Annotated in this window: 12 protein-coding genes; 5 read left to right on the top strand and 7 right to left on the bottom strand. The window is 61.3% G+C overall.

Features of this window, described 5'->3' with window-relative positions:
* A partial coding sequence (locus VGG64_14445) for a hypothetical protein (GenBank protein HEY1600805.1) occupies nucleotides 1-689 on the top strand: 689 nt, incomplete at its 5' end.
* Between the two features lie 249 nt (nucleotides 690-938).
* Here VGG64_14445 and VGG64_14440 read toward each other — a convergent pair.
* The gene (locus tag VGG64_14440; protein HEY1600804.1) at nucleotides 939-2804 is read right to left on the bottom strand and encodes an Ig-like domain repeat protein; all 1866 of its coding nucleotides are present in this window, start codon (nucleotides 2802-2804) and stop codon (nucleotides 939-941) included.
* Nucleotides 2805-3058: 254 nt separating this feature from the next.
* Nucleotides 3059-3718 (bottom strand): bifunctional 4-hydroxy-2-oxoglutarate aldolase/2-dehydro-3-deoxy-phosphogluconate aldolase, encoded by a 660-nt coding sequence (gene eda / locus VGG64_14435; GenBank protein HEY1600803.1) that lies wholly within the window; start codon nucleotides 3716-3718, stop codon nucleotides 3059-3061.
* Between the two features lie 275 nt (nucleotides 3719-3993).
* Here eda and VGG64_14430 point away from each other — a divergent pair, with 275 nt between their 5' ends.
* From VGG64_14430 to VGG64_14420, 3 genes are all read left to right on the top strand, one after another.
* Nucleotides 3994-4257, top strand: a complete 264-nt coding sequence (locus VGG64_14430) for a hypothetical protein (GenBank protein ID HEY1600802.1) — start codon at nucleotides 3994-3996, stop codon at nucleotides 4255-4257.
* Between the two features lie 270 nt (nucleotides 4258-4527).
* Entirely contained in the window at nucleotides 4528-5817 is a 1290-nt protein-coding gene (gene clpX, locus VGG64_14425; GenBank protein HEY1600801.1) for an ATP-dependent Clp protease ATP-binding subunit ClpX, read from the top strand.
* Between the two features lie 288 nt (nucleotides 5818-6105).
* Entirely contained in the window at nucleotides 6106-6741 is a 636-nt protein-coding gene (locus VGG64_14420) for a DUF1361 domain-containing protein (protein ID HEY1600800.1), read from the top strand.
* 409 nt (nucleotides 6742-7150) lie between these two features.
* Here VGG64_14420 and VGG64_14415 read toward each other — a convergent pair whose 3' ends face one another.
* The 4 genes from VGG64_14415 to VGG64_14400 all read right to left on the bottom strand — a co-directional run bounded on the left by VGG64_14415 (nucleotide 7151) and on the right by VGG64_14400 (nucleotide 11771).
* A complete protein-coding gene (locus tag VGG64_14415) occupies nucleotides 7151-8257 on the bottom strand; it encodes an aminotransferase class I/II-fold pyridoxal phosphate-dependent enzyme (GenBank protein HEY1600799.1) in 1107 nt (368 codons plus the stop codon).
* Nucleotides 8258-8460: 203 nt separating this feature from the next.
* A complete protein-coding gene (locus tag VGG64_14410; GenBank protein ID HEY1600798.1) occupies nucleotides 8461-9648 on the bottom strand; it encodes a hypothetical protein in 1188 nt (395 codons plus the stop codon).
* Nucleotides 9641-10531: a hypothetical protein gene (locus VGG64_14405; protein ID HEY1600797.1), complete on the bottom strand. Its 891-nt coding sequence runs from the start codon at nucleotides 10529-10531 to the stop codon at nucleotides 9641-9643. The genes VGG64_14410 and VGG64_14405 overlap by 8 nt, the downstream gene beginning before the upstream one ends.
* 133 nt (nucleotides 10532-10664) lie before the next feature.
* Entirely contained in the window at nucleotides 10665-11771 is a 1107-nt protein-coding gene (locus VGG64_14400) for a hypothetical protein (GenBank protein HEY1600796.1), read from the bottom strand.
* A gap of 289 nt (nucleotides 11772-12060) precedes the next feature.
* Between VGG64_14400 and VGG64_14395 the strand changes: the two genes are divergently transcribed.
* Nucleotides 12061-13026 carry a hypothetical protein gene (locus VGG64_14395; protein HEY1600795.1) on the top strand — a complete coding sequence of 322 codons (966 nt, stop codon included), beginning with the start codon at nucleotides 12061-12063 and terminating at the stop codon, nucleotides 13024-13026.
* 141 nt (nucleotides 13027-13167) lie between these two features.
* Here VGG64_14395 and VGG64_14390 read toward each other — a convergent pair.
* On the bottom strand, nucleotides 13168-13804 hold a 637-nt coding region (locus VGG64_14390), incomplete at its 5' end, for a histidine phosphatase family protein (protein HEY1600794.1).

Raw genomic sequence — 13804 nt, 5'->3', positions numbered from 1 at the left:
CGGCCGTCACCTATTACGCTACTCATCCACAGAGCTACCACGGCAAAGGGGCCGTCAGCAGTGACACGGTGGGACTCGCCCGGGCAATCCGCGAGCGCGAGTTGCCGGGCGTGCCGTTAGTGCATTTCAATGGCGCCTCGGGCAACGTCACGATGGGAAAGTATTTCGATGGCACGCGCGAGTATCGAGACATCTTGGCCTCTCGCATCGCAGACGGGATGCGCGCCGCATGGAACGCCGTCGAGCGACGACCCATCATTGCCAGCGATGTGGCGTGGCGATACGAGCCGGTACTGCTGCCTGTCAGTCCGCGAATGAACGAAGAGGGCTTGCAGCGCGAGTTGGCAGCGCCGGCCGGCGACACTAAGCAGCGCGTCCGTGCGGCGATGGATCTGGCATGGCTGGCGCGCTCGCGGCGCGAGCAACCCATTGACATTGGTTGCCTGAAGCTGGGCGACGCATATGTAATGCACATGCCCGCCGAACTTTTCATCGAATACCAGTTGGCCGGGCAGCAGATGCGGCCTCGATCTTTTGTGGCGATGGCAGCGTACGGCGACTATGGCGCGGGCTATATCGGCACCGAGATCTCGTATTCTCAGGGGGGCTATGAGACGGGCATTGCCTCGCGCGTGGCTCCCAGCGTCGAGCAAGTGCTGATGACCGCAATGAAAAAGCTCCTGGAATAACTGCCGTATCTTGCGGAGCGGAACCTAACGTCGCATGATGTGCGCGCAAATTCGCACTCGCCGGTTGACGGTCCGCAGGGGCCGCTGCCGGCAATCGACATTTCTTGCGCGGCGGTGGATTTATTACCCCCGTTACCAGTCTGCGCGCGGCCAATCTCCGCGACGCGGGGCGCACCTACAGGGATTACGCCAGTGGCTTTCGCGTGGTCTGCGAACCGTGAATCCTGGTGTGCGGCGTTTCCCCGCCGTTCAGCGCACGTAGTCTTGCCAAACGGGTGCGGCGCCGGTTGAGGGGGAAACTGCGGATGGTGCGGCCGGTGGGGTGCCAGCCGCACTTGGGCGGATTCCGCGGATATGCCCCTTGGGACGACCCGCTGTGAGCGACACCGGTTCCGGTGAGCTGACCGCCTGCACGTTGCCTGCCTGGTCGCGCACTTCCATGCGTAGATATACGTGCCTCGGCGTGCTGGAATCGGGCCGCCAAACATGCCGCCCGAGGTTTTCCAGGTCCATCGCGATCGGCGACCAGGGACCTGCCGCTTCGATACTGTAAAAAAGCGAGACAGGCCGCGCCGTGAGCTGCGCATCGCTGGCCTGCCAACGGATGGTCACAGTGCTTGCTTCTGCACCGGTTCCCAAGCCTGCGCCGGTCAATTGTGCGACAGGCTTGGCAGTGTCGACACCAATCGTTACGTCGGGAGCATCGCCCGCCCGCGGCGGTTCCTCGCGTGCGCCATTGGTGTCGGCGACGATGATACGGAAACCGTATAGCCCGTCGTTATCGACGGTGACAACCGCAGGGCTGCGATGATCCTCATCGCTGGCCACACGGCTCCACGTTTGGCCGGCATCTCGTGTGCCCCACACTTCGACCTTTTCAACGCCGGTCGAGCCTGCAGGATCAACATCGTAGTCCAATTCGATGCGTCGGGTATTGATCAGATGAGGTTGCAGGCCGGCAGGCACCGTTTCTCCACCAGGAGAAGTTTCGCGCGACCCAGCTATCGCGTCCGTCGATGCCGGGATCGCCACCGGCCAGGGGAGACGGGGCCCGTCGCTTGCTTCCACATCGCGTCGCGTGCGCGGTTTGGTTTGGTGGGCATTGCCAGCAGACGGTGGCAGGCCGACGTCTTCAGGCTGCATTGGCGCGAGCGGTCGATTCTCGGGCGATGGCTGTGCGAGCACGGGTGCCGCAGCGGGAGGGGGCAATGCCTCGGCATAGGGCACATTTTCGGCTGGGGTGACCTCTTCCATTACCGCCCCATAACGATTCGCATTGCCGGCCAATGTCTGATCGCTGGTTGACCGCGACGGAAACGAGCCGGCCATCGACGGTGGTTCACCTCGACCCAGTGGCGTCCCCTGAGTCTTTTCACCGGGCCATTGCGAAATCGACCCTTCTGCGGGCGGACCTTGCGCGGGACTGCTTCCGCCGGTGTTCGCGGTGCGACTACGCGGTAAGCCTGCGACCTGTTGCTGCGACTTGGCGACGTTTCCGGCCAGGTCGCATACCTCGGCACGGATTGTGACGGGCACTTCGCGCGCCTCCGGAAGCCAAGTGGCTTCGCGGGCTGACGTCGTGGCGCCGACCGGCGGCAGATCGATCGCCACCGGCGTTAGCGGGCCGTCGGGGCCCACCTGGTACTCGATGCGCAGACTATCGTAGCGCAAATGAGCGTCTCGCACCCGCCAGCGGGCGTGGATCTCGCCTCCGGAACCGCGTTCTGCTACCAGTTCCAGCACAGGAGGATCGGTATCGACGATGACGGTCAGTTCCGGATGCGGTGGACCATGTGGCAACAGATCACCGTGGTCGTCCCTGGTGCGGACCATGAAATGGTATTCACCATCGCGGACGGCGCGGAATCGAATGCTGCCACTTTCGGGCGGCGACTTGGCCTGTAGCTTCCACGGACCGCCATTCTCCGAGACGTGCAATTGCACCTCGACCGCACGCCGCGCTCCGGGTTCGGCCGGGTCCATGACGAATGGAACGCCAAATACGTTCTGTCGCGTGTAGATCGGCGGTGGTGTGGTGGGCGCAGCAGGAGCGTCGGCCGTGGCTGTTGCCAGCCGCAACGAGAGCAGCACGATCACGCTCAACGCAATGCGCATCAGTCTGCGACCGAAGTACGTGTCCGATTACCGATCAACCCGTGCGTGCGCGCAGCCCGGCCTCTCGGCGAGCGCACGGCGCAGCGTCACGCCATCAGATATCGGCTCTGCCGGTCGTACGGCTTGAGCAAGAGAAGACCGAGACGATGTCCTGCGCAAGATGCGGGCGCTGGGGTGTTCTGAACGGCGGTGCTTGCAACCTCGGCGTTGCAGACTGTCCATGTCGACAGTTCAGATTCGACGAGCGGACGGATCTACCTGGTTGCCATCGAGGCACGCGTCTCGGCGGCGATTTGCACGTATTGTCGGGCAAGCGACTCGATGCGCGCAAAGTCGCCGGCAGCGAGCGCCTGCGGTTCCACGAGCGAACTGCCGATCCCGACCGCACATGCTCCGGCTTTAAGGAAGTCGGCCAAGGTTTGGAGATTCACTCCGCCCGTGGGCATCAGGCGAATGTCTGGTAGCGGGGCGCGCAAAGCCTTCAGGTAGGAGGGGCCAACGCAGTCCGAGGGAAAAACCTTGACGATGTCGGCTCCAGCCTCCCAGGCCGTCAGCACTTCGGTGGGAGTGAAGGCGCCCGGAAATACCGGCTTGCCGTAGCGACGCCCCAACTGGATGACCGTTGGCCGGACGACGGGCGAGACCAGGAATTGCGCACCCGCCAAAATGGCTATGCGTGCGGTTTCGGGATCGAGCACCGTGCCGGCCCCCAGCAAAATGCGATCCCCGAGGCGCTTGGCCACCTCGGCCAGCACCTGCTCGGCTCGAGGAACGGTGAACGTGACTTCGATGACGTCGATCCCGCCGGCCAGCAGTGCCTCGGCCACATCGATCAACCGGCTGCTATCGGTTGTGCGCAGAATCGCCACGATGCCCGTGCGCAAAACTCGTTGCAAATGATCATCTTTGCCCATCAGGCCGTCTCTCCGTGTTGCATCGTTGGGGGTCTGGGAAGTCTGGTGTGCTCTTCGCGCCGATGTGGATCTTGGCTGGCAAGAGGAGACTCGGATGGGACTTTTGGCGGACGCCCGCGTCAAAGGGTTTAAAACTCGCGCTTCCCTCCGTCGATGCATAGTCAGATCGTGTGCGCAAATGCTAGACGCCTTAGGTCCGCCTGTGCATAATAATTGGGCGAGGCAAAAGAGGGGGGGCAGGGCACCACTTTTTTGTGCGTCCGGAACGAGATTCCATGCTCGAGATGTTGACATCACCGACAGGGGCGGTCGTCATTGGAGTCGCCGCAGTCGCCATTTTAGTGGTCACCGGCATTTACGTCGTTGGCAGAGTGAAGAGCAGCTTCCGCGAAGACGGTCCCAAAACGAACGAGTTACTCACGAATTTTCGGGAATTGCACAGCCGAGGTGAGCTAACGGACGTCGAATACCGAACAATAAAGGCAATGCTGTCAGCCCGTCTGCAAGACGAGTTAAGGGATAGCGGCAAAGAGGCTTAAGGCTGCCAACGACAGATTCTAACGAAGCGGAATGCCTGGGCGCTCTGTACCGACGCGAGTGAACTTAAATTCTTGCAAGACAATCTGCCGGGATCGGATAGACAGAATTGGCTGAACACGCGACCACGTACTCTCGTAAGCAACTGCGGCTCGACGCAATTTCCCGACTAGGACGGTCAGGCCTTGGCCTCTCGAGCGACATCCTGGAGTCTTTTCGTGCCTGCGAGGCCCAAGATGGCTCGTCAGGTATGATTTGGAAAGGAGTAGGTAATGCCCTCTAGTCGGGATTTGAGTGGAACTCGCCGTGGTGGTGGCACGACCAAGAAGAATGCCTTCTGCTCGTTTTGCCGCAAGAGCTACCGTGACGTCGGTCCGTTGGTAGAAGGACCGGGCGACGTTTACATCTGCGGAGAGTGTATCGAGCTGTGCCAGTCGATCCTCGAGCAGGAACGGCGTCGTCGCGGCAGCAGCAAGCAACTCTTTAGCAAGGTGCCTACGCCGCGTGAAATCGTGGCCCAACTGGACGAGTACGTCATCGGCCAGGACGAAGCCAAAAAGGTGTTGGCCGTTGCGGTGCATACGCACTACAAGCGGCTGATGCTGACGGCCGAGCCTTCGGAAGTCGAGATCGACAAGTCGAACATCCTGTTGCTCGGGCCCACCGGCTGCGGCAAAACCTTGCTGGCCCGCACGCTGGCGAGAATCCTTAACGTGCCGTTTGCCATCGGCGACGCGACCACGCTGACCGAGGCGGGTTACGTCGGCGAAGACGTCGAGAACCTGCTGCTCAAGCTGCTGCATGCCGCCGATTTCGATCTCGAGTCGGCGCAACGCGGCGTTCTCTACATCGACGAAATCGACAAGATCGGCAAAACCAGCCAGAACGTGTCGATCACGCGTGACGTATCAGGCGAGGGTGTGCAGCAAGCGCTCTTGAAAATGCTGGAAGGGACGCTGGCCAATGTGCCACCGCAAGGCGGCCGCAAGCATCCCGAGCAGCAGTACATCCAGATGGATACGAGCAATATCCTGTTCATCTGCGGCGGCACGTTTGTCGGCATCGAAAAGATCATCAGCAAACGGCTGGGCCGCCGCACGATTGGCTTTGGCCAAGAGTCGTCGACTCAGGAGGGAGAATCGGATCTGTCGAAGTTGCTCTCCCAGGTCACGAGCGACGATATCCTGGAATTCGGTTTGATTCCCGAACTCGTGGGACGGTTGCCAGTGATCACGGCTCTCAAGCCGCTCGATTCGAGCGCCTTGGTGCGCGTGCTGACCGAGCCGCGTAATGCGTTGGTGCGGCAATTCCAAAAGTTGTTCTCCATGGAGAACTCGCAGCTGGAATTTACCGAGACGGCGCTGCGGGCCGTGGCCGAGCGGGCCCAAGAGAAAGAGACGGGGGCTCGCGGACTGAGGTCGATCATCGAATCGATCATGCTCGACATCATGTACGAGTTGCCCGAACAGGGACGCGGTCAGAGCTATCTGATCACCGAAGACGTTGTGGCCGGTCGCGAAAAGCTGTTTCCGATTCCGGAACCCAAGCACAAGAGCGCGTGACGTTCAAGCCCACTCCCAGCTTGCTGGCCGTGGGGGTTAAGTCAACAGCGCTATCTAAACGAGCCCGCGGTCGGCGCAAGCTGATCCGGGCTCGTTTTTTTGTTGCGCCGCGCAGCATTTCAGCACGGAACGCCGAATGTGTGCGAGGCGCGCGTGCCAATGACGCGTGCCGGAGACGGGAACGCGCACGATTTCTCGGTAGCAATTAAAATGTCTTGCGAGAGCTGCGATGCGGCTTAAGCGTTCCGCGTTTGGTAATGGGCTCGACGACGGAGTGGAGGCTGGTGTATGTCGGTGCAGAATAACTTTGTTTCGCTCAATGGGATGGGCTGGAATACGCTGCTCGCGATCATACCCCCCTTGCTGGCGTTTTCGTTGTTTCGTGCGCGCCAGCGCCCGGGATTACTCTGGTGCGTTGCGTTTGCGGCGTTCGTGCTTTTCCTGCCGAACTCGGCCTACGTGCTGACAGATATCGTGCAGTTCATCCGCCGCGTGCGGCAGCCTCCGATCCCAAGCGCCTGGGTCGTGGCCGTGGTGCTGGTTCCCCAATACACGGCATTCATGCTCGTCGGGCTGGAGGCCCACGTGCTCTCGCTCATGCTGTTTGGTAGGTACTTGCGTTCGTTCGGCTACCGTCGCTACGTGCCTGCCGCGGAAGTTGCATTGAACCTGGCCGCGTCGTTCGGAATCTATCTGGGCCGGTACCGCCGCTTCAACAGTTGGGACGTTATGCACGATCCGTCCCGCATCGTAGCGCAGACGCTGGCCGATTTCTCCACCGCCGCGCCCTGTCGCATCGTCGCGGTCACATTGGGGCTGCTCTGCCTGTTGTACTACACGATGCGCACGATCAATCGCTCCCTATTATTGGCGTGGAAGATGCAGCGGACGAATCACGTCGGCCCGGCGACGCCTTGCACGTGACCGCTGTCGGCAAGACGCGTTGCGTCCGTATGTCGCGATGATCGCCAGTGGCGTTGCGAATTGTCGTGCAGCCACAGCCCATTGCACGGACTCGGAACGGAACTGGACATGTGCTCATTGGCATTCTGTTCGCACAGTGCGCCACGATAGGGGGTGATTACCCCATAAGATAGCCGGGAAATATTCACATTATTCGCATTATTCACCGGTCGGAAAAGTGACGTCCATGACATCGACTTGGCCTATTTGCCGAGGAATATTGCCATTGAACGTCAATTCTGTCCGCGCTCGGTTGTCGAACGCGGGGCGATCCTTGCGAGCATTATACAACGGGTTCGCGACAAGCTCTGGTCGTACAAAGTGGCCGACGCGATTGCCTTTGATGGCACCGTGTGAGACCGCACGCCCGCTATGCTCGCACCAAGCCTTGCAGAATCTCGACACCGCGGTCGATCGTCTCGTCTGTGGCCGCATAAGAGATGCGAAAATGCGTGTCGGCCCGACTGAAGATCTTGCCGGGGATGATCAATAGCTCGCGGGCGATGGCCCTTTCGACGAATTCCGTGGCCGTGCCGTGGGGCACACGCGGAAAAATATAGAAGGCCCCGCCCGGGTGGACGATCTCGTAGTCCGTCAGGCCGGCCAACAGTCGATCGCGCTTCCGCCGGTAATCGGCAATGTGCGGGCCCATGTCCACGTCGAGCGCCGCCAGTCCTGACCACTGTACGGGCTGCGGCGCGCAGACGAACGTGTATTGCTGCAGCTTGGCCATTTCTTGCACAAGCTCGGCCGGACCGTGCGCGAAACCCAAACGCCAACCGGTCATGGCATAGGTTTTGCTGAACCCGTCGACGACAATCGTCTGGGCGTTATAGCGGGCCGGCGAGACGAACGGCGCGTCGTAACAGAATCGCTCGTAGATTTCGTCACTGATCAAGGCGATGCCATGTTCCTCGGCCAATTGGGCGATGCCGCGAACTTCATCCTCAGTTGCCGTGACTCCGGTCGGATTCGCCGGACTGCCAAAGATGATGGCCTTGGTACGCGGCGTGATCGCCGCCCGGACACGATCGAGATCAACATGAAATGTCGGATACGTGTCGACGATCACTGCTCGGCCGCCAGCCAATTCGACCAGCGGCGGGTAACTGACAAAGTACGGATCGAACACGATCACTTCGTCGCCCGGGTTTACCATCGCCATCAGCGCCAACACCAGGCCGCCGCTGGTGCCACTGGTGACAAACACGCGTCGATCGGGCTGGTGGTATTGCGCGTCGATTCGCGTTTGCAGCTTGTCGACCAGCGTGCCGATGCCCTGCGTGGGAGAGTAACCGTTCTTGCGCGCGTCAATGGCTGCCACGGCAGCCTGGCGGATCGGCTCGGGCACGTCGAAATCGGGCTGACCGATCGACAGATTGACCGGGCTCTTCATCTTGGCAGCCAAGTCAAACACTTTGCGAATGCCCGAGCTATCGAGCTGGGCCATCCGCTTGGCAATCCAGGGGTGGGGCATGGCAAGTCGCGTGGGCAAGTCTGCGGAGTGAGAATCGGAGCGTCGGCAATATCATACCGAATGTAATTCCGCCTGTCCGAGGGACTCTGGAAGGGGCAGTTTCTTGGCGACTCGGACCGCTGGGCGAGCCAGCGGTGGCACCTGGAAACTCGAACACTGCGTATTGAAGGTCAGGCGAAGCTGCATGGTCTGCAGCTCGTCTTTTACCGCACCACGCAGCGGAATCGCACCACGCCGCCGTCGCCGGGTTGGACCGGCTTGTCGATTTCCCATCGCAAGACGAGCGAACTGCCGTCGTTCGGCTCGACGCTGAAATTCGCCTCGAGGCTCGACTGTGCCGAGTCAGGCACATATTCCAAGCGCGGCGTCAGGTTGTCCAGCAGTACGATGTTGCCCAACACTTGGGTGCCGATGTTGTCGAAGCGAAGCGTGAAATCGACCGGTTCGCCGCAGGCGGCCGTTTGGGTCGAGGCCACCTTGATAATTCGCAACTTCGGGTAAGTCAGGTCGTCTACCGTGTACGTAGTCTGGACACGTTGATCTCCGGCTACGGCCTGCGCCGCCTTGTTGTCGATCACAACCTGCACGGCCTGGTCGGCGGTCCAAGTAATGGCGTTTTGCACCGCCGCGGCCAAGCGGGCCTTCTCGTTGTTGGCGTATTGGCCCGTGCGCAGGACTGCGATGTTCTCGTAGGGCAGGAATGCATCCTGGAAAGCAGTGACGATCAGGGCGCGCGACAGGGCACCGTCCCCTTGTCGCGTTTCGTAAACGCCTGTCACCTTCAGGCCGGCCTGGCGATCGGCTTGCACGCGCTGCAAGCTCGAAACCGGCATGAGCGACTCGTCGTGTCGCACCACGCGGATGGGCGTGTCGACACCCAGGACCGGTTGCGCCTGTTCATTGCCTGCCAGTCGTGTCACTGTGCGCACGGCGCCGAAGCAGGGGGCATAAATCGTGACCTTGTTCGAGGCCTCGATCATCGTCCGGCCGTCGGTCGTGTCGAAGTGAGCGATGGTGTCTTCCAACCCCAAACCGTACACGTTCCAGTCCGGAGCGACCATGACCGGCGCGCCGTCGTCGCCGCCATCGCGCACGTACTCATCCTCAGGCCAGGGGAGCGCGATGCCTGGCGGTGCCCAGGCTCCGGTCACTTGATACGGCAGCGGGATAGGAGCAAATTGCGGCATCGCGGGGCCAGCTTCGGCAATCGCGGCGGTCGTCTCTTCTGGGGAAGGGCAGGGGGGCGTCGTCATCGCCTGGGGTGCAAGCCCCTGGTTGGCCAGATTCGCACGGCACGAACAGAACGCCAGCGCCGCCATCACCAACAGTGCGGCGCGCCCGGCAGCACGCCAGCCGCCGCAGTCCCAGGAATCGCCGACACGATTAATCATGGTTGCTTCTGTTCGTGGCTGGCCGCGTGGCCGTGCTGCCCAGTCGTGATTTCTTCTCAGCAAGTGGAACCGCTGAGGGCCGTGAATCCGTTGCGCTGATGGGCTCTGTTTCCTGAGAAACCGGCACGGGTTCCGGACCACAAGGGCGATCGCACGAACCCGGCAGTGGCACAAACGGCGGACATCCGGCCAAGAACGCGCAGTCAGGCCCCGAGCGATTATCTGGCACACGACCGCCGAGACGAATGATCGCCATCGGACGCCCCAAGCGATCGGCAACCTGCACCGGATTGGCCCCCGGCCCGGCGTCGAACCAGTTCTGTTCCTTACAGGGTGGTCCCGATGGCAAGACGTGCTCCGGATCCTCCAGGTACACGACGCGTGTGACGTAGTTCCCTTCCAACGCCAGCTCGAGGTCTTCTTGCGTCAGTTCGATGGGAATCGGAAACCGCACGGCCTGGCCGGCGGGCGGATAGAGTCGATCGATCACTTCAATAGTGGGATAGACTTCTTCTCCCTCATGCAGCGGAATATTGGTAACCCGCAAGCGATAGACCGGAGCGATGAGCAGTCCGACGCGAAACGGAGTCTGCAGTTGTTGACCGAAATTTCCATCCACCGCCAGCGAGATCAAGACCCCCTGAGGGGCCCTGATCTCAACCGGCTGGAAGTACCCAGGCAATGGACCTCCCCGCATCAGTTGCCAAGCACCAATCGCTCCCGGAGGCTCGTTGCCTTGGTAGCGATAATGCACGTTCGACGTCTGTGCCGCGAGCCGCGAACTCGCAAACAGACTGACGAACAGTGCCATCGCTGCCAGGCAGGCAACCTTGTCTCGCTGCGGCCGCTTGCGGACGCCCGAGTTGCGGAGCTGGTTGACCATTGCCAAGGATCTCGTGGATAGGACTCGCTCGATCAACAATTCTTCGCGTCGTAACACTCAAACTCTTGCCTCCCAACCCTGCTCCTTCCCCCACGGAGGAGCAGGGTTGAAGAGGCGTCGCCTCGCAGCATTCTTACGGCGTTGCACACTCGTCGTCGCAAGCGGCAGCCACAGGCGGCGGGGGAATGGGCCCCGAGCCGATAAGCTGCAACTTGGTCGACAGTGGATGGCTATACAGTGCCGGTGGCGGTAACACGCTCTCTTCGATATGGGCGTGACTGGCCGGCTTCGGATAGCTCATGCCTGGCTTTTGCTTGACGTCGATCCTGACCTTCGCCACCGGATTCGGCAGATCGATAAAGGTGTGGTTTCTCATCACGTGCTTCTGCAAGCCGGCGGGCACGCCCAAGGGAATATGGGGCGGGCCAGGCAGACCGATCGGCGTACCCGAGATGGGCATGCCATATTGGGGTGCCGTCATGCCCGAGACCAATTCCGGCGGCATTTGGCTGCCCGGACCGCCGGTCAGGCCGCAGGCCATGCCGGCCGCTGCCAAGGCCGCGTCGGCGGCATAACCGCCTCCATCGCCACCGGGGATTTGCAGATCCTTGTTACCGATGCGGATGATCGCCAGGATCGAGCCGCGACGGTCAGCTTCGACGATTGGATCGACGCCCGGGTCGAGCCGCGTGCTGACCAACGTTTCGACGCCGGCCAAGGCCAACTCTTGGAACTCTGCATCGGGAAGATAAATCACCTTGGTGACGAAGTTCCCGCTCAGCACCTGGTCGAAGTCCTCGTCCGTCAGTTGGAAGGGGACAGCGTTGTGTGCCAGGTAAGCATCGGTGCGCGGCAACGTCGGCGCGACTTCGAGCGTGGGATACAGCTCGACGCCGGCGCGCCCCGGGATGCTGGTCAGTTTCAGGCGATAGATCGCACCCTGCGGAAAGTTGTACCGGCCAGGCACGATTAGCGGTTCAGAATCGAACGCACCAGGACCGCCTACGTCCCACGCCACGCTCATGGCTTCTGGGCCGACGAAGGCGATCTGAGACGTGGCCCCAGGAAACGGCACCAGTCCGCCGCTACCGCCGGGCGGCATCATGACGCCCGGACCAGGGCCATCGACGCCAGGACCAGGGTGCATGATTTGTTCTGCCGGCGGCAGATTGTGAGCCAGAGGCACCTGACAGCCTGTGACCCCGAGAAATAGACACAATGCAACCATTTGATACTTCATCGTTTCCCCCCTAGGAAATCCACGCGAATCGTCATCAGGCGGTGGCTTGGTTGCAGCCCACCTGACGGCCTCGTCTCGAATATGTTTTGGCGTGGACCGCGCGTAGCGGCCCTCCTACAATGCGTCGCCTTATACGTTTGCCGTGTTTCCTGCCGGGGTTTTCGCCACCGGACAGGCAATTGGTTCGTGGGCGCTCTTGCTCGGGGCGCGCACGTCTGAGGTTTAAGTTCGACGTTGCACAACCGGATTCTTTGACAAATCCGTTAAAACCCCACCGATGAAGCACAGATTGCCCATACTTCCGGCGATCGTTTGCGGGATGCTGGGGGCGGTTGCGGCTGGAATTTACGCCACGCATTCACGGTCCAAGGGGCACGCTAGCGAAGTTGTTGCTAGCAACGTGTCGGCAACGGCCACTGCGGCGCCTGTCGCCCGTGCGAACCCGGCCTCGACCAGCCGCGACAATCTGGTCCCCACGCCACCGGCCGGCGATCTGATCCAGCAGGTGATCCAGCGCTTGGCCAGTCACGATACGTTGTCGGCCAAGATCAGTCTCAGCTCGGGGCTGTTCGGCGAGTCGCTGATCGCGACAGGGCAATATTTGCAAGGTCCGCGCGACTCGCGCCGTTTGCGCCTCGAATTGAAAGTCAAGCTAGGCGATAAGGCCTGTAGCTTGCAGCAAGTGAGCGATGGCCAGGCGCTGTGGATTCAACAAACGACTCTGACGCAATCGCGCCTCTCGCGTGTGGACGTGCCCCGCGCCGTGGCCGGTCTGCAACAAACCGGTTTTCGCCCCGGCGTCGACGTGCTGGCCCTGGGGGGCTTGCCGGCCTTGATCGATAGTCTGAATCGATCGTTTGATTTTCAGGCCGTGCGCAGCGAGAAACTGGGAAACATGCCGACATACGTCGTGCTAGGCGTCTGGAAGCAGGCCGCGCTCGGGCAGTTGATGCCGGATCAGAAGCAGGCCATTGATGGGGGGGCGGCAGCCGACCTCAGCCGCTTGCCAGTCTATACGCCCAATCAGGTCGAGATATACATCGGCCGCGATGACCTGTTCACGTATCAAGTGGACTACTTACGCGCGGCAACGGTCGGCCGGCATTCCCACAACGACAATGTCTTGGCACGGGTGAAGTTCGTCGATGTCCACTTTGACACACCGATCGATCCAGCGCAGTTTGTCTATCAAACACGCGACGCGGTGCCCGTCGACGATACCGACGCATTTCTGCAAAGAATGCAGCGGCGATAACACAGGGTTAAGCATTTCAACGCGTTTACACCTGCCGCATTCACTCTCTCCCTTTGCGGGAGAGGGCAGGGTGAGGGGGCAGCGCCACACATTAGATGCTTCGCTTCGATTGCGTGCTGTCGTTATTGCGCGTGATCTTCTTCACCACGCGCTGAGATGGAACAGGGCGTTGAAGGTTGTTACTTCGATCTCGCCCTGGTGATAGCGGATAAGGGATAGTCCGCACGTCGATGGGGACAGCCGGCGTGCTTCGGCCAGTGGCATGCCGACCAGGTGGGCGACGCAGGCCCGGATCACGATTCGATGCGTCACCACGGCGATCACCTGGCCCAGGTTTTTGCGCATGATGTCTTTCAGGGCTGGTACGGCGCGGTCGCGTACATTGGAAATGCTTTCGCCGCCGCCGTAGCCGAACAGGTCGGGCCGCTCGATGAATTGTCGGTACGCTTCGGCATCGTCGCGTTTGATGTCATCCCAGCTCAAACCTTCCCACGAGCCGAGATCGGCTTCGATCAGTTCGTCGATCGTCGTGGGCGTCAGGTGATGCGGTCCGGCAATCGCGGCGGCGGTCTGTTGGGCGCGAACCATCGGGCTTGCATACACAGCATCGATGCGGCGGCCGGCCAAGAAAGTGCCGGTCTCGTTGGCTTGGCGTTGGCCGACCTCGGACAGCGGCGAGTCCATGCTGAGACCTTGCATCACAACCGGGTGGGCGGCGCTAGCGGCCGTGGCGCCATGCCGCACGAGATACGCATAGCACGTGTCCGGGGCAGGGGAG

The organism is Pirellulales bacterium (assembly GCA_036490175.1).
Lineage (GTDB): Bacteria > Planctomycetota > Planctomycetia > Pirellulales > JACPPG01 > JACPPG01.
This window is presented reverse-complemented; position numbering and strand designations above follow the sequence as displayed.

Excerpts from the sequence above, each read along its gene's own strand:
- VGG64_14440 (HEY1600804.1), bottom strand. The coding sequence starts at position 2,804 with ATGCGCATTGCGTTGAGCGTGATCGTGCTGCTCTCGTTGCGGCTGGCA.
- eda (HEY1600803.1), bottom strand. The coding sequence starts at position 3,718 with ATGGGCAAAGATGATCATTTGCAACGAGTTTTGCGCACGGGCATCGTG.
- VGG64_14430 (HEY1600802.1), top strand. The coding sequence starts at position 3,994 with ATGCTCGAGATGTTGACATCACCGACAGGGGCGGTCGTCATTGGAGTC.
- clpX (HEY1600801.1), top strand. The coding sequence starts at position 4,528 with ATGCCCTCTAGTCGGGATTTGAGTGGAACTCGCCGTGGTGGTGGCACG.
- VGG64_14420 (HEY1600800.1), top strand. The coding sequence starts at position 6,106 with ATGTCGGTGCAGAATAACTTTGTTTCGCTCAATGGGATGGGCTGGAAT.
- VGG64_14415 (HEY1600799.1), bottom strand. The coding sequence starts at position 8,257 with ATGCCCCACCCCTGGATTGCCAAGCGGATGGCCCAGCTCGATAGCTCG.
- VGG64_14410 (HEY1600798.1), bottom strand. The coding sequence starts at position 9,648 with ATGATTAATCGTGTCGGCGATTCCTGGGACTGCGGCGGCTGGCGTGCT.
- VGG64_14405 (HEY1600797.1), bottom strand. The coding sequence starts at position 10,531 with ATGGTCAACCAGCTCCGCAACTCGGGCGTCCGCAAGCGGCCGCAGCGA.
- VGG64_14400 (HEY1600796.1), bottom strand. The coding sequence starts at position 11,771 with ATGAAGTATCAAATGGTTGCATTGTGTCTATTTCTCGGGGTCACAGGC.